A 26,577-nucleotide genomic window follows, 5' to 3' on the forward strand; every position below is an offset into this window, starting at 1 on the left:
TGAAACACCGTGGCAATGAGGACATTGAACATCAATAGAATGGCGCATGACATGCTCTAAAATAAATTAAACCAGCGTGCAACCATGATAGAACAATTCACAAAAGCAGCCCACTACCCCTTATCTTACGTTAACACAATTCATCGACATAGTTTCTAAAGCCACATCACTAAGTGAAGCGAGAATGGTACAAGCTCGGATACTTGAAGGGTTAAGACCTCAATAACAAAAAAGGTCGGCAGTGCCGACCTTTAAACATTTAAGCTAGTTATTACCAGCCAGTTTTCTCACGAAGTGCTTTACCAATGTCAGCCAGAGAGCGAACAGTAGTTACACCAGCCGCTTCTAGTGCAGCGAACTTCTCGTCAGCCGTACCTTTACCGCCAGCGATGATTGCACCAGCGTGACCCATACGCTTACCAGCAGGTGCAGTAACACCAGCAATGTAAGAAACAACAGGTTTAGTTACGTGGTTCTTGATGTACTCAGCCGCTTCTTCTTCAGCTGTACCACCAATTTCACCAATCATAACGATAGCTTCAGTACCTTCGTCGTTTTGGAACATTTCTAAAACATCGATGAAGTTAGTACCTGGGATTGGGTCACCACCAATACCAACACACGTAGATTGACCGAAACCTTCGTCAGTAGTTTGCTTAACCGCTTCGTAAGTCAAAGTACCAGAACGTGAAACGATACCCACTTTACCAGGCTTGTGGATGTGACCAGGCATGATACCAATCTTACATTCACCCGGAGTAATAACACCTGGGCAGTTAGGACCGATCATGCGAACGCCAGTTTCTTCAAGCTTAACTTTAACTTCAAGCATATCCAAAGTTGGAATACCTTCAGTAATACATACGATTAGCTCGATACCTGCGTCGATAGCTTCTAAGATTGCATCTTTACAGAAAGGTGCAGGAACATAGATAACAGTCGCAGTTGCGCCAGTTTCAGCTACAGCGTCTTTAACAGTGTTAAATACAGGTAGACCTAGATGAACTTGACCACCTTTACCTGGAGACACACCACCAACCATCTGAGTACCGTAAGCGATAGCTTGCTCAGAGTGGAAAGTACCTTGACCACCAGTGAAACCTTGGCAGATAACTTTAGTATCTTTATTAATTAAAACAGACATTATTTGCCCTCCGCAGCAGCAACGACTTTAACTGCAGCATCAGTTAGTGACTCAGCAGCGATAATGTCAAGACCAGAGTTAGCTAGAACTTCGCGGCCTTTCTCAGCGTTAGTACCTTCAAGACGAACAACAACTGGTACTTCAACGCCAACTTCTTTAACAGCACCAATGATACCTTCTGCGATCATGTCACAACGTACGATACCACCAAAGATGTTAACAAGAACCGCTTTAACATTGTCATCAGAAAGAATGATCTTGAATGCTTCAGCTACACGCTCTTTAGTTGCGCCGCCACCTACGTCTAGGAAGTTAGCTGGCTTGCCGCCGTGTAGGTTTACGATGTCCATCGTACCCATCGCTAGGCCTGCACCGTTAACCATACAACCTACGTTACCGTCTAGAGCAACATAGTTAAGTTCGAACTTAGCCGCGTGTGCTTCACGAGCATCTTCTTGAGAAGGATCGTGCATTTCACGGATTTTAGGCTGACGGAACAATGCGTTACCATCAACACCAATCTTACCGTCTAGGCAGTGAATGTTACCTTCTTCAGTGATAACAAGTGGGTTGATTTCTAGAAGTGCGAAATCATGGTCAGTAAACATAGTCGCTAGGCCCATGAATACTTTAGTGAACTGCTTCATTTGAGTTGGGTTTAGACCTAACTTGAAGCCAAGATCACGTGCTTGGTAAGCTTGAGGACCTACTAGAGGATCGATGATTGCTTTGTGAATCAACTCAGGAGTTTCTTCAGCAACTGTTTCGATTTCAACACCACCTTCAGTAGAAGCCATGAATACAACTTTACGAGTTGCACGGTCAACTACAGCGCCTAGGTACAACTCGTTAGCGATATCTGTGCAGCTTTCTACAAGTATTTTAGCAACGGGTTGACCATTCTCGTCAGTTTGGTAAGTAACCAAGTTTTTGCCTAGCCATTGCTCAGCAAATGCTCTGATTTCTTCTTTGTCGCCAGTTACTTTAACGCCACCAGCTTTACCGCGGCCGCCAGCATGTACTTGACACTTAACGACCCACATGTCACCACCAATACGTCCAGCCGCTTCAACAGCTTCTTGAGCTGTATCACAAGCGTAACCTTCAGATACTGGTAAACCATATTCAGCAAAAAGCTCTTTTGCCTGATACTCATGCAAATTCATGATGATCTATCCGTTTACTACAAAATTGAATTAAATAACCGCCCATTTAACTTCAAGGGCGGTCGCTAGGGTATTGTCTTATTTCAACCTTTATCAGATTCTGTCATTCCTGCAAAGGCGGGAATCTAGCGACTTTTATTTAAGTAATCTAAAATCACTGGGCACCTGCCTACGCAGGTGCGACGGAAACACAAATTATAGGTCTAGTAATAGACGAGTTGGATCTTCTAAGAAGTCTTTAATAGCAACTAGGAAGCCAACTGATTCACGACCATCGATGATACGGTGGTCATAAGATAGTGCTAAGTACATCATAGGTAGAATTTCTACCTGTCCATTCACTGCCATTGGACGATCTTTAATGGCGTGCATGCCTAAAATTGCACTTTGTGGCATGTTAAGAATTGGAGTCGACATTAGCGAGCCGAATACACCACCGTTAGTAACAGTGAAGTTACCGCCAGTCATGTCTTCAACGGTTAGTTTACCGTCACGACCTTTGATCGCTAATTCACGAACTTTCTTCTCGATATCTGCAAGGCTCATCTTGTCAGTATCACGTAGTACAGGAGTTACCAGACCACGTGGAGTAGATACTGCGATGCTGACGTCGAAATAGTTGTGATAAACGATATCGTCACCGTCAATAGAAGCATTCACTTCAGGGAAGCGCTTAAGTGCTTCAGTTACCGCTTTAATGTAGAAAGACATAAAGCCTAAACGTACACCGTGGCGCTCTTCAAAGATATCTTTGTATTGCTTACGGATATCCATGATTGGCTTCATGTTGATTTCGTTAAACGTCGTCAACATTGCAGTTGAATTCTTCGCTTCAAGAAGACGGTTTGCAATTGTCTTACGAAGACGAGTCATAGGAACACGTTTCTCGCTACGTTCAGCTGCTACTTGAACAGGAGCCGCCGCTGCCGATGAACCTTGAGACTTAACAAACTTTTCAACGTCTTCTTTAGTGATACGACCACCAACACCAGTACCTTTCACTTTGCTGGCATCAACATTATGCTCTGCAATTAGGCGGCGCACTGATGGACTTAATGCATCGTTACTTTCTTCTTGCGCTGGTGCAGCTTCTGCAGCAGGAGCCGCTTCCGCTTTTGGTGCTTCAGCTTTCGCTTCAACAGCACCAGGGATTAGAGTCGCAATCACTTGCTCGCCTAAAACGGTTTCGCCTTCGCCAAATTGGATTTCACCAATTTGACCGTCAGCTTCAGCAACAACTTCTAAAACTACTTTATCAGTTTCAATATCAACCAAGTTTTGGTCGCGAGTTACTGACTCACCAGGCTGAACGTGCCAAGTCGCAATGGTTGCGTCTGCAACTGACTCTGGCAATACGGGTACCTTAATTTCGATACTCATAAAAAACTATCCTTTCTATAAACGATAACTAAGTTTGACCTAGAAAAAGCAGTTGGATTTTTCGCAATTGCTTTTTCTCTATCTTATTAGCAGCTTCACTCAAAAAGAGATTACTCTGCTTTTCCTAGGTTTAATGCGTCTTTGATTAATGCTTCTTGTTGACGCATATGTAAGTCAGCATAACCGCATGCAGGAGCAGCGGAAGCTTCACGACCGGCATAAGTCAAATCAGCACCTGCTGGGATAGCAGTTCTGAAATGATGTTGGCTACAGTACCAAGCACCTTGGTTTTGAGGCTCTTCCTGACACCAAACAAAATCGGTAACGTGCTGATAATCCGCTAGAGCCTTAGCCATTTCCTCATGTGGGAATGGATATAGCTGCTCAATACGAACAATCGCCACGTTCTCAATGTTTTCTTTACGACGCTTATCCACTAAATCGTAGTAAACCTTACCGCTACAAAGTACAACACGGTCTACTTTCTTAGCGTCTAGCTCGTCAATCTCACTAATCACATTTTGGAAAGTACCATTAGCCAGCTCATCCATTGATGAAACTGCAAGTGGATGACGAAGTAGAGACTTAGGAGACATAACCACAAGTGGACGACGCATTGGACGTACAACTTGGCGGCGTAGCATGTGATAAACCTGTGCTGGTGTTGATGGTACACACACTTGCATATTATGGTTAGCACAAAGCTGTAAAAAACGCTCTAGACGTGCACTTGAGTGCTCTGGTCCCTGCCCTTCATAACCATGAGGAAGAAGCATAGTTAGACCACACAAACGTCCCCACTTCTGCTCACCAGAAGATAGGAATTGGTCAATAACTACTTGAGCACAGTTAGCAAAGTCACCAAATTGGGCTTCCCAAATGGTTAGACCGCTAGGCTCAGCAGTTGCGTAGCCGTATTCAAAGGCTAGAACTGATGCTTCAGACAGTACTGAGTCAGTGATATCAATCGGTCCCTGCTCACCCTCTAGATTACGAAGAGGCATGAAGGTACTCGCCGTCTTTTGCTCGTGTAGAACAGCATGACGGTGGAAGAAAGTACCACGACCTGAGTCTTGCCCCGTAATACGAACACGTTTTTGATCATCAAGAATGGTTGCATAAGCCAAGTTTTCAGCCATACCCCAATCAAGCAGTTTTTCACCATTCGCCATTGCAACACGATCTTTGTAGATCTTCGCAACACGAGATTGAACAACGTGACCTTCTGGAATCAACGCAACACGATCAGCAAGTTGTTTTAACTTGTCAGCATCAATGGTAGAAGCGTAATCTTCTTCCCACATGCGATTTAGATATGGACTCCAATCAACGGCATACTTTTCCATTTGACGCCATTCTTTAACCACACACTCGCCAGCATCTAAACCATCACGATAACCGTTGACCATTGCAACCGCTTCATCAGAAGCGATGACTTGTTCTGCAATTAGCTTGTCAGCGTAGATCTTACGTGGCGTTGGATGTTTTTTGATTTTCGCATACATCAACGGCTGAGTTGCACTTGGCTCATCAGCTTCATTGTGGCCGTGACGACGGTAACATACCAGATCAATCACAACATCACGTTTGAATTCGTTACGGTAATCAACAGCAAGTTGAGCCACAAAAGCTACAGCTTCTGGATCGTCAGCATTAACATGGAAAATTGGCGCCTGTACCATCTTAGCGATGTCAGTACAGTATTCAGTAGAGCGAGTATCTTCTTGCTTGGAGGTTGTGAAACCCACTTGGTTATTCACTACAACACGAATGCTACCGCCAACCTTGAATCCATGTGTTTGCGACATGTTAAAGGTTTCTTGAACGACACCCTGACCAGCAATTGCAGAGTCACCGTGAATAGTGATTGGCAACACTTGGCTACCATCTTTACAACCACGACGATCTTGGCGAGCTCGAACAGAACCCATAACCACTGGGTTTACGATCTCAAGATGAGATGGGTTAAACGCAAGTGCTAGGTGAACTAAGCCAGCTGGAGTTTCAAAATCAGATGAAAAACCTTGGTGATATTTAACGTCACCAGAACCGCCATTTGCAGCATGCTTACCCGCAAATTCATCAAATAATTCACCCGGACGCTTACCTAATACGTTAACAAGAACGTTCAAACGACCACGGTGTGCCATACCGATAACAACTTCTTTAGTAGAAGACTCACCAGCACGGTAAATGATTTCACGCAACATTGGTACTAACGAATCACCACCTTCCAGTGAAAATCGTTTTGCACCTGGGAATTTAGCACCAAGGTATTTTTCCATACCTTCTGCAGCGTTTAGACCTTCAAGAATACGAGTCTGAACGTCTTTCCCATAGTTACCATTACCTAAAGATGGCTCAATACGTTGTTGAATCCAACGCTTCTCATCAGTATCGGTAATGTGCATGTACTCAGCACCGATAGAGCCACAATAAGTTGTTTTAAGCGCATTAACCAAATCAGAAAGCTTCATGGTTTCGCCGCCGAAGGCAAACGAACCAGTATTAAACTCACTGCTCATGTCTTCAGCCGTTAACCCATGAAATGCAGGGTTTAATTCAGCAACAGCTTCACGCTTCCATAATTCCAATGGATCTAAGTTAGCATTTTGGTGTCCACGGAAACGGTGAGCATTGATAAGTTGGAGAACTTTAACTTGTTTTGCATCAAGCTCAGGATCAGCGGCTCTTGCTGCAGTGCCGCCACGACTTTCAAGTGCCAAACTACGGAAGTAATCTCGAACTTTAGAGTGTGCAACTTCTGGGGTACCGAATGCTTCACCATTTACGGAAGGAAGGTTATCAAAGACAGTTTTCCAATCTTCGGAAACTGACTGCGGATCTTCTTGATAGGCCTCGTACATCTCCTCAATGTAAGTGGCGTTAGAGCCATACAAATGAGAGGATTCGAGCCAGGCTTTCATAGTGCCTTGGTGCATTTCCATTCCTTTCAAACTTTATATCAATTAGTGGCAGATACTGTAGGTGGGAAAGCGTGTTTTCTTAATGTACAGTTTTGCTTTTCTAAAAGTACTTTTACAGATAGAAAAAGCCACCTCTATAGCATAGAGGCAGCTTTCTATTTTTACACCGTTATATTAACCAAATAGCTTTGGGACATTTATACAGCTCGCTTCAATAGCATTGACTTAATATGACCAATAGCTTTAGTTGGGTTCAATCCCTTAGGACAAACATCAACACAGTTCATGATACCGTGACAACGGAATACGCTGTATGCATCATCAAGCTCTGCAAGACGCTCCTCTGTTGCTGTATCGCGACTATCAATAAGGAAGCGATAAGCATGCAGAAGACCACTTGGACCGACGAACTTGTCTGGGTTCCACCAGAATGACGGACACGCTGTAGAACAACAAGCACACATAATACATTCGTACAAACCGTCTAAATGAGCGCGGTCTTCAATTGATTGAAGGTGCTCACGAGCTGGCGTTCTTTCATCATTAATCAAGTATGGCTTAATTTTTTCGTATTGCTTGTAGAATTGAGTCAAATCTACAATCAAATCACGAACAACCGGCATACCTGGTAACGGACGGATTTCAATTTTCTTACCATTGAAGGTAGAAACAGGCGTGATACACGCTAGACCGTTTTTACCATTCATATTGATACCGTCTGAACCACATACACCTTCACGACATGAACGACGGAATGCAAGTGTTGAGTCTTGCTCTTTAAGAAGGATAAGTGCATCCAATACCATCATATCGGAGCCTTCTTTCACTTCTAGCGTGTAATCCTTCATGTAAGGCTTAGTGTCTACATCAGGATTATAACGATAAACTGAAAAATTCAATTTCATCTTGGCAACTCCTTAGTAGGTACGCTTCTTAGGCGGGAATGCTTCACGGAACTTAGGCTCCATGTTCACATCACGCTTATTCATAGCTTCTGTATTCGGATCGAAGATCGAGTGACATAGCCAGTTTTCATCATCACGCTCTAGGAAATCTTCACGTGAGTGCGCACCACGGCTTTCGGTACGGAAGTTAGCTGCATATGCAGTAGCCAATGCCGTTGCCATTAAGTTATCTAATTCTAAGCACTCAATACGTTGAGTGTTAAACTCTTTCGAGTTATCAGATAGTTTAGCGTTGTCTAAACGCTTACGAATCGCTTTTAGCTCTTCTAGACCTTCAGCCATTGAGTCACCGCTACGGAATACCGAGAAGTTCAACTGCATACATTGCTGTAGATCTTTCTTAATTTGTACTGGGTCTTCACCGTCTTTGTTGTTTTCCCAACGGTTTAGACGCGCAAGACTCGCGTCGATTTGTGCTTCAGTTGCTGCTTTAGGGTTTGGCGTTTCATCTAACGCTTTACCTAAGTGCTGACCTGCTGCACGACCAAATACCACAAGGTCAAGTAGTGAGTTACCACCTAAGCGGTTTGCACCGTGTACTGAAACACAAGCGATTTCACCTACTGCGAATAGACCGGGAATGTCATGCTCTGTGCCATCTTCATTTTGGTGGATAACTTGACCAGAAACCTTAGCTGGTAAGCCACCCATCATGTAGTGACAAGTTGGGATTACAGGGATTGGACCATCTGCTGGATCAATGTGTGCGAATGTACGAGACAGTTCACAAACACCCGGTAGACGCTCTTCAAGCGTTTCTTTACCTAAGTGATCAAGCTTCAAATAGATGTGTGGACCATGTGGACTATCAACACCACGGCCTTCACGGATTTCGGTCATCATAGAACGAGCTACAACATCACGAGATGCAAGATCTTTTGCGTTTGGTGCATAACGCTCCATGAAGCGTTCGCCGTCTTTATTTAGAAGATAACCACCTTCACCACGACAACCTTCAGTCACAAGAACGCCTGCGCCAGCAATACCCGTTGGATGGAACTGCCACATTTCCATATCTTGTAATTGAACGCCAGCACGAGCCGCCATACCAACACCATCACCAGTGTTAATGTGAGCGTTAGTGGTAGATGCGAAGATACGACCTGCACCACCAGTGGCTAAAACAGTTGCTTTAGACTTGAAGTAAACGACTTCACCGGTTTCGATTTCTAATGCAGTACAACCTACGATTGCGCCGTCTTCGTTTTTAACAAGATCCAGTGCATACCATTCAGAGAAAACTTCAGTCTTGTTTTTAACATTTTGTTGATACAAGCAATGAAGCAACGCGTGACCAGTACGGTCAGCTGCCGCAGCAGTTCGTGCTGCTTGCTCGCCACCGAAGTTTTTAGACTGACCACCGAATGGACGCTGATAAATTTTTCCATTCTCGAAACGAGAAAAAGGAAGACCCATGTGCTCAAGCTCAATAATGGCTTCAGGGCCAGTTTGACACATGTATTCGATTGCATCTTGATCACCAATAAAGTCAGAACCTTTAACGGTGTCATACATGTGGTATTCCCAATTGTCTTCGTGTGCATTACCTAGCGCAACTGTAATACCGCCTTGAGCAGATACAGTGTGAGAACGAGTTGGGAATACTTTAGATAAAAGCGCACAGCTTTTACCTTCTTTAGAAATTTGCAATGCGGCGCGCATACCTGCACCGCCAGCACCGATTACTACGGCATCAAATTCGCGAACTGGAATACTCACTTACACACCCCACACTGTAATTGTGCCAACCGCTAGATAAGTAAAAGCGGTAATAACAAAAATAAACTGCAATAAGCCACGTAATTTAGTGCACTTAATATAGTCAGTCAGAACCTGCCAAGTACCAATCCACGCGTGGATTAGTAATGCAATTAAGGCAATCAAAGTAAATACTTTCATTCCTATGGTGCTGTATAAACCAGACCACGCCTCATAAGTCATCGGCGCATTGCAGGCAAAAAAGCCAACTAAAAAGAGTGTGTAACAAGCTAGGATGATTCCGCTTGCACGAATAAAAATGAAGTCATGAACACCGCTGCGTCCAAAACTTGCTGCATTGGTTACCATACCCAAATCCCCGCTACAATAGAAACAACAATCGTTAACGCAAAAGAAACTTTTGCCGATGTTGCACCTGAGTTCAATTCTTCCCAACGCCCTGTATCCATGATCAAGTGACGTATGCCACCAATCAAATGGTAAGCCAAGGCGGTCAAGATGCCCCAAACAACGAACTTAGCTAGAGGGTTGGCAAATAAATTTTGCAATTCGGCGAAGCTTTCTGCTGATGCTAATGAAGAATGTAACATCCACAGCAAGATGCCTGTGGCAAAAATCATAATCACACCGGAAATTCGGTGAAGAATGGACGCAATCGCTGTTGCAGGAAAGCGGATTTGTTGTAGATCTAGATGGACAGGTCTTTGCTTTTTCACGTTCTGCTCACTCAGCCTCATTGAGTTTTGTTTAATTATACGATGCTTGCCAAAATTCCGATCTTTTTTTTAACAACCGATACTCTGGCAAAAATCGTTATTGAAAGTACTTGCTCTCTGAAGCCACTAATTTTACAAATAGAGATCAATCTTATTATTTTCACTTTTGAAACTCTTTCAAAAGCCGAAAAGAGTATACTCGCGGGAAAAGTCAAATACAAACATCACATAACGTAAAATATCAATTTTCCGAAAATTAGTGTTCAGCTGTATAAGTAACGAGCATTGTGAGCCAGATCACCGTTAAAAAAATTAACAATTTTGAATAAAACAGCCATTTGAATTGCAACCTTCCCCTAAATGCGGTTAAAGTATTGCACCTTTTATATATATATTCACTATTGCATTTTTATGCACTACTATGAATATACATACCACTCTCATATGAAGATTGAAGTAAGGAGAACGCGGTATGGCTGAATTAAAAGCCACTTTAAACTTACCGGAAAACGATTCTATCGATTTACCAATCAAACAAGGAACTGAAGGTTTCGATGTAATCGACATCAGCAAGTTGGGTAGTAAAGGCTACTTTACGTTTGACCCAGGCTTTCTTGCAACAGCGTCGTGTGAATCATCTATTACATACATTGACGGTGCGCAAGGCATTTTGCTTCATCGCGGCTACCCTATCGAGCAATTAGCTGTAGATTCAAACTACCTAGATGTTTGTTATCTACTACTAAATGGTGAATTACCAAATAAAGCACAGCACGATAACTTCGTTGAAACCGTGACTAAACACACCATGGTTAACGAACAATTGGCGACCTTTTTTAAAGGTTTCCGTCGTGATGCACACCCAATGGCAATGCTTTGTGGTGTAACAGGTGCTCTTGCAGCTTTCTATCAAGACTCTCTTGATGTAAACAATGAAAGACATCGTGAAATTGCAGCGTATCGCTTAGTTTCCAAAATGCCTACATTAGCCGCAATGTGCTATAAGTACTCAATGGGTCAACCTTTCGTTTATCCTAAGAATGACCTTAGCTACGCAGGCAATTTCCTAAGCATGATGTTTGCTGTGCCATGTGAAGAATATAAGGTAAACCCAGTTGTTGAGCGTGCGATGGATCGTATTTTCATCCTTCACGCTGATCACGAGCAAAACGCATCTACTTCTACAGTACGTCTTGCAGGTTCTTCGGGCGCTAACCCATTTGCATGTATTGCAGCGGGTATCGCTTCACTTTGGGGACCTGCTCACGGTGGTGCTAACGAAGCTTGCTTGAAGATGTTAGAAGAAATCGGCTCAGTAGATCGTATTCCTGAGTTCATTGCAAAAGCGAAAGACAAGAATGACCCATTCCGTCTAATGGGCTTCGGTCACCGTGTTTATAAGAACTTCGACCCTCGCGCTAAAGTCATGCGTGAGACTTGTCATGAAGTTCTTAAAGAGCTAAACATACAAGATCCACTACTAGACGTAGCAATGGAACTTGAACGTATCGCTCTTGAAGATGAATACTTTGTATCTAAGAAGCTATATCCAAACGTAGACTTCTACTCAGGTATCATTATGAAGGCTATCGGTATCCCAACAAGCATGTTCACCGTAATGTTTGCACTAGCGCGTACTGTTGGTTGGATTGCTCACTGGAAAGAAATGCTAGATATGCCTGGTCATAAGATCAGCCGTCCTCGACAGCTTTATACTGGTGAAAAAGCGCGTGACTTTGTGAAATTGGGCGATAGATAAATTCCTATATCCTCTTAAGCCTGCTTTATGCAGGCTTTTATATTGTAATTAATTTATCAGCAACCTGCTTTTTTCAAAAAAAGTTTGATCTTTGTAAAGCACAACAAAAGGTTGGCCTAGTTCAGTGACTTATGAACGTGTTAAGCGTCTATACAAGAAGTTGAAATTTGATACGCTAGCATTCAACACTCCAGATGAAAAACGCAACTTTTGTTGCTTCTCTAGGTATTCCTGTTGGAATGCAAAACGCTGATGCGCCTAGTTTGACTCAATTTTGGAGTTGGGTTATACCATTGTTCCTTTGTCCGACAACTTACTTGGATTTTGTATTGGCGCCTCTTTTTTTGCGCAATCGTAGCAACAATCTTCACCCGTTTCATCACAGTGATACCAAGTCTTAGGAGGAATTCTTTCAGCCTTTCTATTCTCATCAGTTAAATCATAATTTAACCTAAACCTTTGATATGGATTCCTGCAAATATCACATGTCCCCTGTGCTTGCTTTTGAAAGTCTTTCCAACTATTTTCCTCTGCTGTTTTCTCAGCATAGCGATAATAGCTTGGGCCTAACATTCCAATACCAATAGCTTTGAAGCGACAGACTTTACCATTTCTACTAAGCGAAAATGCCCATAGATCTTGTGGTTCTTTGGTTTGTTTCGGCTTGATATGTAATGTATCTTTGAAAGCTCTTTGATAAACACTTGTACAATCTGCTGACCTTGATTTATGAGCCAATTCAAAATCCAACCACATTGCACCAACAGTCGTATCACCTTTAAGGATTCTTTTTCGGGGTTGATTTTCTTCTGCTGTTTCGAAATAGTCCCACAATAACTTAGGTGTTATTCCAAGCTCTTGTAATTGATGAATATGATTAGAATGCTCAGAAAGAATCTTGCTGAGATCATATCTTTGAAATTGTATATCATCTTTCAATAACTGAGCTCTAAATTGTTTAGCTTGATTAATTCCTGCCTTGTCCCGCACAAACAACCTAAACTCTAACTGTTCATTATCCAAAAACTTTATTGGCAAGTTGCTTACAGCATCTTCACTGAGTCCTAGCAAATGAAAAAAATTGAGTATATCGAACAGGTAAAATTGGTCTTGATTAGGTACCAGCGTAAATAGAAGCTTTAGCTCTGGAATCACAGTTATTACAGTTTGTAATGCTTTTTTATTTATTAATGTTTTTTGAGCAGCTATGGGATATTTCGCTTTTAACTCCGCTTGAACGGCTTGTTGTTGCTTTGTTTCAGTATTAGCCAAGTCTATACGCAATGCAGTTAAAAGATCTGAAACTCTAAATGGCTCACCCAACTCGTTCCCTAACGTTTCAATTAATGGTGCACAACCAAGCTTGAGGTATGGTGTTTGCTTACTTTGGTCATCAGTCACTTGGCTTGTTAGCGTTTTTTGCCATTCAGTCTTAAATTTCTCTGCATTTTCTCCATTAACATGGTATGCCTTATATATGCTTAATGACAGTTTGTATAATGGCATTTTTATTAATATTGCTTCCTCTGGGTGGTCAACACAGCAAAAGCAAAACAAATAACAAATATGAGTCATTGCATCCAGAGCATATTGATATCGCTCTGTGCTATGAAGTTTTGAGGCTTTTATCGCGGTATTTGGGTCAATACAAGCAAAAAAATAACAACCACAGGCGTTTGTTATATATCCGCTTTCATCTCTGATTAATGGGTTTTGTGCTAAAAGGAGTTGATAACGACCTTGGTATTTAGCAGTATTAATATCCCTTATGATTCTTGATAGTGCATCTTTTGTATTTGCGAGTAGTAGCTTAGCAGACATGCTTTTAATTTGCTTTATAGCGTCAGAAGTCCCTAAATTAAAGCGTGTTGGCGCTTGAGACATAACTCCTAAAAACGTTAATGTGTGATTAAAATCCACTATTACACCTGTTTTCTTGCTGTTCAGACAGCATGCGTGCGCGTAATCAAATGGCGTATCTGGGTTTGTTCCCCACATTACGAATTGAATATAATTAGTTTTTTTTGTACTTATTCGAGCTTGAGGATAATCTAGCCAAGTATCAATAACATTTTTTTCTCGATTGAGCCGCACATGGCCAGTTCCAACCACTTGTACCTCTGCAACAACACTGTCATTACCAATTCCAAGTTGAGCAGGTACTTGCTGTACTATGACCGGAACTTGAATAACGACTGGGTGTGATGAGAACTGATTACCTTGAAAGGGCATGCCAGGTCTAGTGATCGGCTTAAAGGCACTTGGATTAGGCTGATGAGTAGGTCTAACATAGCACTCTGAAAATTGTGGATGATAATAATTATAAGGTGGGAGATAAGGGTTATCACCATCTAAACGCTTCCCTGCTGAGATGGAAGCATTTTGCATTTGCTGAGTTACTCTTGAAACACTTGTCGCAGCTTGCTTATTAGGGGAGCTAGAAACGTCAAATTGGCTTAGTAGTGAATTAGGCGGAGCCGCTGGAGTCGCTGCTCCGGAATCAGGGGGTAAGCTTGAATTTAGATGATCTTCCCCTTCTGGCTCACTTACACTCCAATCTTGCCCTCTAAAATCTACAGGAGTTGGTTCACCAGTTTGCGAACTCCCTACCCAGTTTCTATCTCCATATTCAGCTGTATATGAGCGATGATCACTATGTCGTGGATCCCAATGATATAAACCGTTTGCCTCAGACATAAAGCCTCCTACCCTTTTAGTATCCACATAAAGAACAGCTTGTTAGCGGATTTTGAAACCTTTGGTCAGTTATATCAAAGATTTATAGTAACGAGTTGAGTATGAAAAAAAATTAACTTATTTATTTGATTGAGTTGTATATGCTTGCCCTATTCGAAACCATCATTCATAAATACACATGTCAACTCAAGTCACACCATCTTTACATTCTCCTGTTCATGAATGCTTGTATACCCATGAAGTTAAAGACGAGAAAGATATTTTTACTTGTAAGACTTGTAATGCTGAAAAGGCATATCTAGTAAGTGGCCGCGTTACTACTGTGGAAACTATCGATGAAAGGTGCCAAGAATTAGATAAGGTAATATCTAAGTTTTTAGATAGGTATCCAGATGAAAATGCTAAAATTTTTACAAATATAAAGCCGGGTAAATTTGATTCTGTTAGCAGTGAAGCCTTCATGGCTATCAGCAATAACCTCACTCGAGCTTTTGCGACATTGACTCCAACTCAAGCGCATATTTTAAAACAGCAAATAGAAGAGCAAGGGTTCTTAACAACAGGATTCTCAATGGAGCTCATTCGAAGAGAGAGAAACCCGAAACAACCTCCCTTATTTGACAGTAAAATAACTCAACGCTTTATTTATGAATTTAAATTAAGAATAAGTAATGATAACCCTCAACTTATGAGAAAACTTCTAGTAGGATTTCATAATGTGCCCAACAGTGAAGTGAAACAATTAGCAACAACAATGATTGAAAGATTAGAATCGGAACTATAAACCCTAGGGCCTGTTGATCTTTCAGGCTTAAATTTTGTGCTATTTGAGCACTTTTCTGTTCAAGGCGTGAGCAGTGAAGCTTAGCCATCTAAGTAAGCTGGTCACAACACAGAACAGGAAGTGCTCAAAAGCATCGAAGACAGCGTAAATTGGTCACTTCTGCTTCGTTATCGTTTGTTTATGTAGCAACGAAGTAACGACAGTTTTGTATGTCGGTAATAACTACACAGCACAAACTCCGCCTTGCACAAGATAACCAATTTGTCGCTGCAAAAATAAGCACGAAAGATCAACAGGCCCTAAATACTCTTTAGAAAACTATACCCAGTATTTAGTCCTGATTTTGTTTAAATGTGACTTTATAGCTTCGAAATCTACTGAACTTAAAAATTCAGGTTGGAGCATATAAACCACCATAAGAAGTAAACTGTCAATTGCGCTTACCTCACCAGATACTCTTATATCTGGCGACAGGGGAGTTTTATCATTAGTTTTTGTAAGTTTTTTCCAATTGGGAGAAGATGTTCTCAGATGACTAATCACTTTAGATTTCATCTTTGAAATGTCTAATCCTAATTGAGTCCAATCTGTTTTTTGCATATTTGTTGATACTAGCTTAGAAAATTTACCAGATAGAATAAAAATGAGCTGTGCAAACACCACAACGGCATTTTGTTTTGACTTATCTGGATCCATTTTTCCAACAGAGACATCACTTTTTATTGGTGATATTTTACGCCATTCTAAAAGAATTGACTGACTTCTCTTGGGAGCATAGCCAAAGTAGGATGGTAGTATTTGGGTTAAATCATAACCTTTGTCACAAAACACCTGCAATCCACTGCAAACCTGTTCTAAAAAATCAACCAGCCAAATATTATTAAACTGATAACCTACTCTATCAAACTCCTCAGAAGTAATACTATTCCTAGCATCAAATAACCCACGAAAATCGAATACCTGAATATCATCAATACCAAGAATAACAAACTGACTTGTATGGGTACTTTTAGTTTCAATAGCTACATCTAATCTCTTATTGGGCAACAATGGATGATCAGGAAGCTCAGACATTAACTGCTTGATATTTTTTAAATGTGACAGACCGCTTTCAGAAGTAGAAAAATCCAGCGTTAGAATTCGCTCAAGGTCATTAGACACAGGATTAAAAAACTTGATTAGAGCAATATTGATATATGGCTGAAGCCTAAGCTCGACCTGAAACAAAGACGTTATTGGAGCCCGTGCGAGATTAGAAAATTCAACACTACATTCAAAGGCATTCAGATTTGGGTTTTTCGGTAGACTTCCATTAGTCGAATAAAAACTATACCAAGCACTACAACAAGCGATTTCGGCGGGAGTAAAATTAGGATCAAGCCTTACATTGTAATAACAACTGAAGCCGTTTCTAAGTCCTAACTTAACTGAAGTGTAAGGCTCAACTGCTTCATCTGTTTGGACAACCGACTTGTGTTGTCCAGAAAAAGTTGCTGTAATTTCTGTAGCCACCGAAAAACCCTATTAAAAACTAACGGCAAATAAATATCATGGTGCAACCTTGGTTTCAATTTTTGCTTGAATGTCTTTAAAACTTGTTCAGTTTGTATAAAGATGCGAAGTTCTCCCCTTTGTTTTATTCAAAGGGGAAACAGAAATGAATCACTCTTGCCAATGTTCGGCACGTTCAGCAAGTAAAACCGGAATACCTTCCGTGATGGGATATGCTAACTTATCAGCTTTACAAATCAATTTTTGAGCTTCTTTGTCGTAGTCCAACTTACCTTTACATACTGGGCAAGCTACAATTTCCAACAGTTTTCTATCAAGTGACATAGCAGTGTCCTTAAGCGGTAATATGCTGAAGTTTATCCAGCAACTTTTTATCAAATTCAGTTTCTAAACGTGCAGTAACTGGTAGATACCACCAGTTGTTTTGTGAAAAAGGAAAGCATTTTATGGCGTCTTTTTCAGTCATTATCAAAGGATATTTGTCACTCAACTTTTCTAACTCATCTGCCGAGAAGGTATGATGGTCAGCAAATTCGATTTGACGTTCAATGTTATATCCCTGAGCTTTTAGGGTATCGAAAAATCGTTGAGGATTACCAATCCCAGCCATTGCCACTGCCGATTGAGTAATATCAAAAGTTCTGTTATCACCAATTAGGGGAACTGGCGCACTAGGCTCAAGCAACATTGAAAATTCATCTTGTTGATCGCTTCCGCCATTGATAACCGTAAAATCAACAGATTGCAACCTACCACTTAATTCTCGTAATGGTCCAGCAGGGATCAAACAACCGTTCCCTAAACGACGTTCACCATCAATGATAGCAATTTCGATATCACGCTCTAACGCATAATGCTGTAAACCATCGTCGCTGATAATAATATCAATATCATGTTCATCAATGAGTTTTTGAGCAGCCTTAACCCGCTTTGCAGCTACCACCATATGCACTTGAGTACGGGCTTTTATCATCGCAGGTTCATCACCTACCTGCTCAGGAGTATGTTCAGACGTAACGGTACGCTCCCCGTCAAACTCAGCGCCATATCCACGACTAATTACGCCGGGTTTATAACCATTAGCTCTTAGCAGTTCGATAAGATGAATCACCATCGGGGTTTTTCCACTTCCCCCAGCAGTAATATTTCCTACAACAATAACAGGCACAGGTGATTTATATTGTTTTTTTAAACCAATAGTAAAAAGTACTTTTCGAATACTCGATACAAGCCAAAATAGACAACTCAATGGCAGTAATAACCATTTGAACCAATGATTTTGATACCAAATCTTATTAACTAGTGAATGCACAAGCTTTCCCTAATCAGCTGCTAAACTGCATCGAGTACAATTTGGCATAATGACCGTCTTGTTCCAACAGTGATTGATGGTCACCTCTTTCAATCACTTCACCACGCTCAACAACCAAAATTTCATCGGCATTTTCAATTGTGGATAGACGATGGGCAATGACAATAGAGGTGCGATTTTGGCGCAAATTCTCTAAGCCTTTTTGGATAGCCTTTTCTGATTCAGTATCCAGAGCAGAAGTCGCTTCATCCAAAATCAATACAGGTGCATCACGCAACATTGCACGAGCAATAGCGATTCGCTGTCTCTGACCACCAGATAATAACACTCCGTTATCACCCACTACTGTCTCTAATCCATCAGGTAATTTTTCAATAAACTCCATAGCATAAGCTAATTCAGCAGCTTTGATTATTTGTTCCCGAGTGACCTCTCCCGGATACGCATAAGCAATGTTATTAGCAATAGTGTCATTAAATAATGTAACTTGTTGAGATACTAGCGCAATTTGGTTTCTCAATGATTTGAGCGTGTAATCTTCAACATTGATACCATCCAGAGTAATTTCCCCTTGCTCTAGCCCACCATAGAATCGTGTCATTAAACTGGCGATTGTTGATTTACCAGAACCTGAACGACCAACTAAAGCCAAGGTTTTACCTGAAGCTACAGAAAAGTTCACATCGGATAACGCTAGGTTTTCTTGTTCAGGGTAACGGAAGTTTACGTGATTAAGCTGGATATCACCTTTAGCACGTTCAACAGTGTATGTGCCCTCATCTTTTTCTGGCGCAGTATCTAACAAGTCAAAAACGGTACTACAGGCGGCAATACCTCGTTGAAATTCTGCATTAACACGTGACAAGTTTTTAATGGGTTGCAGCATAGAAAGCATGGCACCGATCACTGCAGCAAACGTACCTGCTGTTAAATCTGCTTTTAACGCATCAAAGCTGGCTGCAAACAATACAAAAGCCAAAGCAAAAGAACCGATGATCATAATCACTGGTTGACTAATGGCTTGCGCCACTGCCAACTTCATGTTTTGCTGCCTATTGGAATTGTTGATCTTATTAAAGCGCTCTTTTTCAGTATCCTGTCCGCCAAAAGCCAGAACATTTTTATGACCTTTTAGCATTTGTTCTGTTGCCGCTGTTACACCACCCATGGCCGTTTGAATTTGTTTAGATACCTTACGGAATCGTTTACTAACAACAGACACCACTAATCCAATTAAAGGGCCAATGATTAAGATACATAAAGATAATTGCCATGAGTAATAGAACATCAAGGTCAGCATACCAAGAATCGTAACGCTATCTCGAACAATCGTGATTAGCGCACTTCCTGATGCTCTTGCAATTTGTTCCGTGTCAAAGGTAACACGAGAAATTAGATTACCCGTATTTTCACGGTCAATATAACTGACAGGCAATACCAAATAATGATCAAAAACTTGTTGGCGCATCTTCATAATCAATTGCGCACTCATATAAGAGACACAATATGTCGACACAAAGTTTGCTATACCTCTCAAAGTGAACATGCCCATAACAAATAAAGGAGCCACCATCAGCATATCGTTATCGCTATTGAAACCTTGAGAGCTAGGTAAAATATCACCAGCAACGCTGCTCACGGCTGCTGGCTGTGAGAAACCTTCATCAATGAAAGGTTTAATGAAGTAAATAAAGCTGGCATCGACAACGCCATAGGTAATAAGGGCTAATACCGCCATAATAAACATGGCTTTCATTGGAGCAAGATAAGTAAGCAGACGTTTAAAAACGGCTCCAACAGAATGTTCAGAAGATGTTGTCATTCATTAATCCTAATAGCGTCTATCGCTGACATGACATAATTGCGTCAAAGTATACTAAAAAGCGGCTGATTAGGCTCAATTTTGTATTTCTAGCAATTTTAAAAATTGCGGTATTTTACCTAAATTCGCCAAAGTTAAACAGTTGGTTATACCAATATGGCGCAATTGTGCGGCGATAAGTGCGTGTTTTTATAGCACTTGCAGAAAAGACAACACTAATTTGGCCTTCTATGCCGGTTTGTAATTTTTCTGCACCAATGTTTGTGTAGCGAGAAACCACATCAGGCTTTGGAAAACCATATCGGTTTTGATATCCCGCAGTAAAAATTGCTAATTTAGGATTAACGCTATTTATAAACTCATGAGTCGATGATGTACGACTTCCATGATGAGGCACAATTAATACATCTGACTGCAGATGCTTATTAAGATTCACTAATGAATATTCCGCTTCTTTTTCAATATCACCAGCCAACAACAAGCTGTTGTGGGTATCGCTCACTCTGATAACACAGGAACCATTGTTTCCCTTTTCAGGTTTTAGAGGCCATAAAAATTCAAGTGAAAGCTGTTGCCAAGTTATTAGCCCTAAATCACAAGGCAAATCACTGTTCTTAATATCGCCTATCAATTGAGCATCAGCAAATCGATTCCTAATAACTCCAAGTCCACCAGCATGATCATTATCTCCATGGCTCACAACGATATAATCTACGTCGGTTAATCCCTTAGATTCTAAAAATGGTATAACCACAGTCTTAGCGTAACTAAAATCTTGGCCATATTTTGCACCTGTATCATAAAGAAGCACTTTGCCTTGTTTTTCAAGCACTATTGCCAAGCCCTGCCCTACATCAAGAACATGCATTTTCCATTCAGTTTCATTTGTCCTGTTTGAGCTCAAAACTTGTAATATCAGAGGCAAAGATAAAATCACTGCTATCCAATACTTTTTCTTCTGATTTATGAGAAAAGCCAGAGTAACGGCTAAAAATAAATAAGCAGTTGCGATCACCCATGAGGGTTGAATATGAATCCAACTTAAAGGTAAATGTACAACTTGATTAACCAATATTGAAAATGGTTCAAGCAGCCAATTCGTTAATTGCAAACCAAAATCAAATTGAAAACCTAATGTTTGCCCTATCCACCAAACTAAAAAACCAATAAAAGCGAATGGAATTACCACCAAGCTGAACCAAGGTACGGCAAGTAAATTAACCCAAACACTATGAAAACTTAAACCACCAAAAAACAAACTACCTAGCAACCCAAGACCAAATGAAAGTCCGAGCTGGATCATTATGAATATCTTAAATTTTGAGACTACCCCATTCACTCCGGTTACTTGCTCATCGCTTATTACTCGATTAATACACAATAAGATAATGGATAGCGCTCCAAAAGATAGCCATAAACCAGCACTTAAAATAGCAAGGGGATCTAGCAATATCACCACAAACAAAGCGATCAATAATCGCTCCCATGGCGATGAAACTCTCTTCCAGAGAGTCAAAACCATAACCGTTAGTAACATGATCAATGCGCGCTGGGTCGCAATTGCGAAACCTGCTAGGTAGGCATAAAACAAAGCACTAGCACAGGTCAATACAATCGCTATTTTCAGATTCCGTAATCCTTGTGATGGCGTTAACCAACTCAAAACCATAATCGTCAGCAAAAAACACCAGACACTGATTACAGATAAATGCAAACCTGAGATCGCCACTAAATGACCTGTTCCACTTGAGCGTAATGCTTGCCATCGTTGCTCTGTAAAAGCTTGCCGCTCTCCCATCAACAATGCTAACAATAAGTCTCGATTAGATAACGGTTTGGTTTGTTGTATTAATTCCTCAATCAAATAGGCTCGCAAACTCTGACTACTGCTTAACTGCTTTGCTTCAACCACATTAGCCTTACCAATGACATGTTTGCTCAATAAGTTTTTTTGTTGATTAAAGCCACCTTCATTTGACACACTCGTGACACTTTTGGGTCTTAAACTAAAAAGGTATTTATCACCAACTTTAATGTCTTGCTCTGTACGCCAATAAATTCGAAGGTATTGATATGGATATGCAATTAAACTTGATTTAATTATCCTAATATCAGCAGAAAGAAAGTCGCTGTTTTGTGAAACTAGTGATATGATTTCCGCCTTTGCGTTAATGTACTTGCTTTTGGAATCATACTGATAATCGAGCAATAGTTCGGTGAAACCTGATAACCATATGGCAGCACAAATGGCTCCAAGCAAAATATAATTGCGCAGATAAAGTAAAATTAGAGCAATTACCACTCCTGGGATCAGAAACTCCAACGGCAGTAGTGATGGCCAGAAAATCGCTGATAATGACATGGCACAAAAGCCAGACATAAACCGATTCATAGCTATAAGTTAACTAGTATTTCAGTCTATGCCAAAGAAATTTATAAAAAAATATATGCCAGACCCAAATACCATTAGAGAGCATAAGCATCTCAAGATATTTGGTAGCTTACTCAACAAACCCAATTTATGGCTATTAAATCGAAAGTCTGCACCCGGTGCTTTTGCTGTTGGTTTATTTTGCGCATGGGTTCCTATCCCATTTCAAATGGTTTTGGCAGCAGGTTTAGCCATACTATTTAATGTGAATATTCCGGTTTCGGTCGCTTTGGTTTGGATCACCAACCCGATAACAATGCCGATTTTCTTCTATGCGGCCTATTGGCTTGGCACAAAAATTTTAAATACTCCGACTCATGATTTTACATTTGAGCTCACTTGGCATTGGTTAGAAAGCTCACTTGCGACTATAGGTCCGCCATTTTTGTTAGGGTGTTTGGTTATTGGCGTGACGTTTTCAATCGTAGGCTATTTTACCATTAAACAATTATGGTTTAGCTCGATTAAAAAACGTTGGAAGAAACGAAAGGCTTAAATGAAAAAGCAGCTTTACAGCTGCTTTAACATCCAAATATCACAACCATTGTGAGTTGAATCAATATGAGGTTGTTCTAACTGAACAAACCCCATTTTCTTATATAAAGCTATGGCTGACTCCATATTAGATAAAGTATCAAGATAACACTCTCGAAAACCTTGCTCTTTGGCAAAATTCAGGCAAGCTTTCGTTAACCCCTTACCAACACCCAATCCTCTAGCATCAGGTAAAATAAAAAGCTTCTTTAGCTCGCAAGTTTCATTACTATGATGAAATGAAGCAATCCCACTGCCACCAATCACTTTGCCGTTCAGTTCAGCCACAAAATATTGACTCTGATATTCAGTCTTATAGTGACTGCTCATGGCATATACTTCATCATCAGAAGGGCCGAAACCTTCACCAATTGCACCAAATTCAGCTCCAACTGCGTGAATGATTGACTTGACGGTTAAGTCGTCTTCAGCAGTGATAGCCCTGATTATGTATTCCATTGTATTTACCCCATACTCAATGCTCTGGCAGGATGAACTTTACTTGCCATCCAAGCGGGATAAATGGTTGAAAGCAGACTCAAAAGCAAAGCAAGAAAAACCGATAAGTAGACATCTTTTAAGTGTAAATGTGAAGGCAAGAAATTAATAAAGTAGACATCACCAGCAAGTATTTTAAAACTAAAAAGTTTCTCCAGTATTAACGCTAATTCAGTCAGGTTAAGCGCAACCAGCACACCAACCGTAACCCCGAAAGCACAACCAAGCAGACCATTAAGCACACCTTGAATCATGAATACTTGCATCATCTGATATTTCTTAAAACCCATGGTGAGTAAAATCGCAATTTCCGATTGCTTATCCCTTACAGACATCACCAATGTCGAAACCACATTAAAACAAGCAACCGCAATCACTAATGTTAATGCCAAATACATCACCATTCGAACCAGTTGAATATCGTTGTATACATGCCCCTGAGAACGTGTCCAGTCTGTCATATACACCGGTTGTTCTTGCATAAAGCCCAATTCACGTGAAATCCGATTGGCTCTAAATACATCCTCAACTTTTAAACGAATACCTGAAACGCCTTGCTGATAATTAATGGCTTTTTGTAAGTAATCCATTGGAGCATAGGCCGTCATAACTTCTAAATCGCCGCCTAACTTGTAAGAACCTGAAATAGTAAACTGTAGACTTTTAGCAGCAGATAATTGCTTTTTATCAGTGGCTTTATCTAGCACGTATAAAGAAACTATATCCCCCACTTTCAAATTCAATTTGGTTAACAAGTTTTCACCAACAACAATATGGTTACCGCGGCCCTTTGCCAATGACGACCACGCTTCAGCAGACATAAACTTAGGAATTGCCGACACCTTGGATTCTTGCTTAGTATCAATGCCAACAACTTCTAATCCTTGAAATCCATCCAGCTTCTGCACTAAACCATGAATTTTTACAAAAGGAGCAGCATCAACAACGCCATCAAGCTGTTTGGCTTGTTGCAATATTGGCTGCCAATGCTGGAGTGGCTGATCAACACCACCTATCTCAGCTTGCGGGATCACACTCAGTAATCGATTTTCTAATTCTCTTTCAAATCCATTCATCGCAGACAGTAAAATAATAAGAACTGCAACACCAAGCGCTATGCCTGCCGTTGATGCAAAAGAAATAAAACTGATGAAAGAATTGGACTGGCGCGCACGGTAAAACCGCCAACCGATTGTTAACGCTAATCGACTCATGCGACACTTCCATCTAGCTCTGTTAATCGACCATTGACCATTGTCACTTGTCTATCCATTCTGTTAGCAAGGTTTTGATCATGAGTCACCACAACAAATGCTGTACCTAACTGCTTGGCAAGATCTTGTATTAATTGGTAAACCACTTCGCTGCTATTGGAATCCAAGTTTCCGGTTGGTTCATCCGCCAATACTAGCTTAGGTTGATTAATTAACGCTCTAGCAATAGCAACACGCTGCCTTTCACCACCAGACAATTCAGCTGGCGTATGAGTTAAACGATGCTCTAAACCAACTTTTATTAATAACTCTTTTGCAGTTTCAAAAGCGGCACTTTTGTTTTTGCCTTGGATAAGCGCAGGCATTGCCACATTTTCTAACGCGGTAAATTCAGGCAAAAGATGATGAAATTGATAGATAAAACCAATTTCAGTATTTCTCAATCGACTGTGTTTGCCGCTAGACATTTGATACAGGTCTTCGCCATCAAAAAATACTTGCCCTGCTGTTGGTTGATCTAATGTGCCCAAAATATGCAATAAAGTACTTTTACCAGAGCCGGAACTACCCACTATGGCTAATTGCTCTCCAGAATACACTTTCAAATTAACCTCATGCAGCACTTGAGTTTCGACTTCTCCGTCATCAAATACCTTGCTAAGGTTCTCAACATTTAATAATAATTTTTGTTCCATGGTGTATGTATTCTCGTTACTCATAGCGAAGTGCATTGGCCGGCTCGATTTTGGAGGCTTGTAGCGCGGGATAAATAGTGGCAACAAAACTCAGGATTAGTGTACCAACCGCGATAGTTATGACGCGTTGCCATTCAAGATCAACAGGGAGCGCCATTCCCGGCCCTAAAATCGATAATCCCAATGCATTTAAGATGGAATTAATATTAAAGCTCAATATAACGCCAACAATTAAACCACCCACAAGTCCAATCACAGCATTAAACGTCCCTTGAACCATAAACACAGCCATGACATTTGAGGAGGAAAGCCCTTGCGTTTTAAGTACTGCCACATCTGTAGTCTTATCCGTCACCATCATCACCAATGCAGAAATGATATTAAAGGCAGCAACTAACACAATAAGACTTAACATCAGCGACATCATATTGTTTTCCATACGTACAGCACCAAAAAAACTGCCATAAGTTTGTCGCCAATCAGTCACTTGAATTTTTTGTTCAGGGAAAATAGGCGCAAGTTGAGGCTCAATCTCAGGGGCATAAAATGGATCTTTCATAAATAGTCTAAGTTCACTGACCTTAGACGGTGAACGTCGCATCATTCTTCTTGCATCTTTGTAATGAATATAAGCCACGTTAGCATCAACTTGAGAGCCAGTTTCAAATACACTCGCAACGACAAATTTACGTTGACTAGGTACAGGACCAAGGGGGGAATAAATCACTCCTTTACTGCTTACCAAGCGTATTTTATCCCCTATACGTACTTTTAATTTTCGAGCCAGTTCCTGCCCTAATATAATGCGATATTTTCCTGAGACTAAATCAGATAACGCACCGGGATAAATGTTATGGCTAACGGTTGGAATATGATTACCATCACTAGGGTAAACTCCAAATATTTGCACTGCGGTTAGGTCAGCGCTTGATTGAAGCATTCCTTGAATTGAAGTACTAGGAATGGCCGTATTTACGTCACTCAATTGCTCCACTTGTTTAACTTTTTGCTTCCAATCCTGCATTGGCTTTGCTGTGCTTACCGTTACATGCGGAACTGTCCCCAGTAATTTGTTTTTTAAATTACCTTCTAAGCCATTCATTACTGAACTGACAAGAATTAACGCTGCTACTCCCAAAAAAATACCTGATACGGCAAAAAAGGTAATAAACGAAGCGAAGCTATTAGATTTTTTAACGCGCCAATATCGATAACCGATAAAAAAGGCAATCCCAAAATTCATAAATACGATCTTAAGTGCTTGCTAAATCATAAAGATAGGCACGATAATAGGTGGAATAA

General features: G+C 40.8%; 21 protein-coding genes. 3 read left to right on the top strand and 18 right to left on the bottom strand.

Translation table 11 applies throughout. From position 1 onward, the window contains the following. Nucleotides 1-271: 271 nt before the first annotated feature. The 8 genes from sucD to sdhC form a co-directional block, all read right to left on the bottom strand. A complete protein-coding gene (gene sucD, locus D5018_RS10525) occupies nt 272-1,144 on the bottom strand; it encodes a succinate--CoA ligase subunit alpha (RefSeq protein ID WP_121838966.1) in 873 nt (290 codons plus the stop codon). Next, nucleotides 1,144-2,310 (bottom strand): ADP-forming succinate--CoA ligase subunit beta, encoded by a 1,167-nt coding sequence (sucC, locus tag D5018_RS10530; protein WP_121838967.1) that lies wholly within the window; start codon nt 2,308-2,310, stop codon nt 1,144-1,146. The genes sucD and sucC overlap by 1 nt, the downstream gene beginning before the upstream one ends. A 195-nt stretch (nt 2,311-2,505) precedes the next feature. Further along, nucleotides 2,506-3,690, bottom strand: coding sequence for a 2-oxoglutarate dehydrogenase complex dihydrolipoyllysine-residue succinyltransferase (odhB, locus tag D5018_RS10535; protein WP_121838968.1), 1,185 nt, complete (start codon nt 3,688-3,690; stop codon nt 2,506-2,508). A 110-nt stretch (nt 3,691-3,800) separates the two neighbouring features. Further along, nucleotides 3,801-6,632 carry a 2-oxoglutarate dehydrogenase E1 component gene (gene sucA / locus D5018_RS10540; protein WP_121838969.1) on the bottom strand — a complete coding sequence of 944 codons (2,832 nt, stop codon included), beginning with the start codon at nt 6,630-6,632 and terminating at the stop codon, nt 3,801-3,803. A 182-nt stretch (nt 6,633-6,814) separates the two neighbouring features. After that, nucleotides 6,815-7,522, bottom strand: coding sequence for a succinate dehydrogenase iron-sulfur subunit (locus D5018_RS10545; RefSeq protein ID WP_121838970.1), 708 nt, complete (start codon nt 7,520-7,522; stop codon nt 6,815-6,817). 12 nt (nt 7,523-7,534) lie between these two features. After that, nucleotides 7,535-9,301, bottom strand: a complete 1,767-nt coding sequence (sdhA, locus tag D5018_RS10550) for a succinate dehydrogenase flavoprotein subunit (protein WP_121838971.1) — start codon at nt 9,299-9,301, stop codon at nt 7,535-7,537. Next, the gene (sdhD, locus tag D5018_RS10555) at nt 9,302-9,649 is read right to left on the bottom strand and encodes a succinate dehydrogenase, hydrophobic membrane anchor protein (RefSeq protein WP_121838972.1); all 348 of its coding nucleotides are present in this window, start codon (nt 9,647-9,649) and stop codon (nt 9,302-9,304) included. After that, nucleotides 9,643-10,038, bottom strand: a complete 396-nt coding sequence (sdhC, locus tag D5018_RS10560) for a succinate dehydrogenase, cytochrome b556 subunit (RefSeq protein WP_121838973.1) — start codon at nt 10,036-10,038, stop codon at nt 9,643-9,645. The genes sdhD and sdhC overlap by 7 nt, the downstream gene beginning before the upstream one ends. A gap of 451 nt (nt 10,039-10,489) precedes the next feature. Between sdhC and D5018_RS10570 the strand changes: the two genes are divergently transcribed. Then, on the top strand, nt 10,490-11,776 hold the full coding sequence (locus D5018_RS10570; RefSeq protein ID WP_121838975.1) for a citrate synthase: 1,287 nt from the start codon (nt 10,490-10,492) through the stop codon (nt 11,774-11,776). 285 nt (nt 11,777-12,061) lie between these two features. On the opposite strand, the gene D5018_RS10575 is transcribed toward D5018_RS10570, so the two are convergent. Beyond that, nucleotides 12,062-14,473 carry a hypothetical protein gene (locus D5018_RS10575; RefSeq protein WP_121838976.1) on the bottom strand — a complete coding sequence of 804 codons (2,412 nt, stop codon included), beginning with the start codon at nt 14,471-14,473 and terminating at the stop codon, nt 12,062-12,064. A 178-nt stretch (nt 14,474-14,651) separates the two neighbouring features. Between D5018_RS10575 and D5018_RS10580 the strand changes: the two genes are divergently transcribed. Continuing rightward, the gene (locus D5018_RS10580; RefSeq protein ID WP_121838977.1) at nt 14,652-15,257 is read left to right on the top strand and encodes a hypothetical protein; all 606 of its coding nucleotides are present in this window, start codon (nt 14,652-14,654) and stop codon (nt 15,255-15,257) included. 318 nt (nt 15,258-15,575) lie between these two features. On the opposite strand, the gene D5018_RS10585 is transcribed toward D5018_RS10580, so the two are convergent. The 5 genes from D5018_RS10585 to D5018_RS10605 form a co-directional block, all read right to left on the bottom strand. Then, a complete protein-coding gene (locus tag D5018_RS10585) occupies nt 15,576-16,769 on the bottom strand; it encodes a hypothetical protein (RefSeq protein ID WP_121838978.1) in 1,194 nt (397 codons plus the stop codon). A 150-nt stretch (nt 16,770-16,919) separates the two neighbouring features. Next, nucleotides 16,920-17,093 (bottom strand): Trm112 family protein, encoded by a 174-nt coding sequence (locus D5018_RS10590; RefSeq protein ID WP_121838979.1) that lies wholly within the window; start codon nt 17,091-17,093, stop codon nt 16,920-16,922. 10 nt (nt 17,094-17,103) lie between these two features. Continuing rightward, nucleotides 17,104-18,081: a tetraacyldisaccharide 4'-kinase gene (gene lpxK / locus D5018_RS10595; RefSeq protein WP_121838980.1), complete on the bottom strand. Its 978-nt coding sequence runs from the start codon at nt 18,079-18,081 to the stop codon at nt 17,104-17,106. Between the two features lie 13 nt (nt 18,082-18,094). Then, nucleotides 18,095-19,903 (bottom strand): lipid A export permease/ATP-binding protein MsbA, encoded by a 1,809-nt coding sequence (msbA, locus tag D5018_RS10600; RefSeq protein ID WP_121838981.1) that lies wholly within the window; start codon nt 19,901-19,903, stop codon nt 18,095-18,097. A 115-nt stretch (nt 19,904-20,018) separates the two neighbouring features. Beyond that, complete coding sequence (locus D5018_RS10605) at nt 20,019-22,283, bottom strand: DNA internalization-related competence protein ComEC/Rec2 (protein WP_243637422.1); 2,265 nt, start codon at nt 22,281-22,283, stop codon at nt 20,019-20,021. Between the two features lie 40 nt (nt 22,284-22,323). On the opposite strand from D5018_RS10605, the gene D5018_RS10610 reads away from it, so the two are divergent. Then, complete coding sequence (locus tag D5018_RS10610; RefSeq protein WP_121838982.1) at nt 22,324-22,830, top strand: DUF2062 domain-containing protein; 507 nt, start codon at nt 22,324-22,326, stop codon at nt 22,828-22,830. Between the two features lie 14 nt (nt 22,831-22,844). Here D5018_RS10610 and D5018_RS10615 read toward each other — a convergent pair whose 3' ends face one another. Genes D5018_RS10615 through D5018_RS10630 form a run of 4 tightly spaced genes read right to left on the bottom strand, consistent with a single transcriptional unit; the run spans nt 22,845 to nt 26,518 of the window. Further along, nucleotides 22,845-23,327: a GNAT family N-acetyltransferase gene (locus D5018_RS10615; protein ID WP_121838983.1), complete on the bottom strand. Its 483-nt coding sequence runs from the start codon at nt 23,325-23,327 to the stop codon at nt 22,845-22,847. 5 nt (nt 23,328-23,332) lie between these two features. Next, complete coding sequence (gene lolE / locus D5018_RS10620) at nt 23,333-24,580, bottom strand: lipoprotein-releasing ABC transporter permease subunit LolE (RefSeq protein WP_121838984.1); 1,248 nt, start codon at nt 24,578-24,580, stop codon at nt 23,333-23,335. Continuing rightward, the gene (gene lolD, locus D5018_RS10625; RefSeq protein ID WP_121838985.1) at nt 24,577-25,299 is read right to left on the bottom strand and encodes a lipoprotein-releasing ABC transporter ATP-binding protein LolD; all 723 of its coding nucleotides are present in this window, start codon (nt 25,297-25,299) and stop codon (nt 24,577-24,579) included. Before lolD ends, lolE begins: the two co-directional genes overlap by 4 nt. Continuing rightward, a complete protein-coding gene (locus D5018_RS10630) occupies nt 25,292-26,518 on the bottom strand; it encodes a lipoprotein-releasing ABC transporter permease subunit (protein WP_121838986.1) in 1,227 nt (408 codons plus the stop codon). The genes lolD and D5018_RS10630 overlap by 8 nt, the downstream gene beginning before the upstream one ends. Nucleotides 26,519-26,577: the final 59 nt, after the last annotated feature.

It is taken from the genome of Parashewanella curva (genome assembly GCF_003675895.1).
Taxonomy (GTDB): domain Bacteria; phylum Pseudomonadota; class Gammaproteobacteria; order Enterobacterales; family Shewanellaceae; genus Parashewanella; species Parashewanella curva.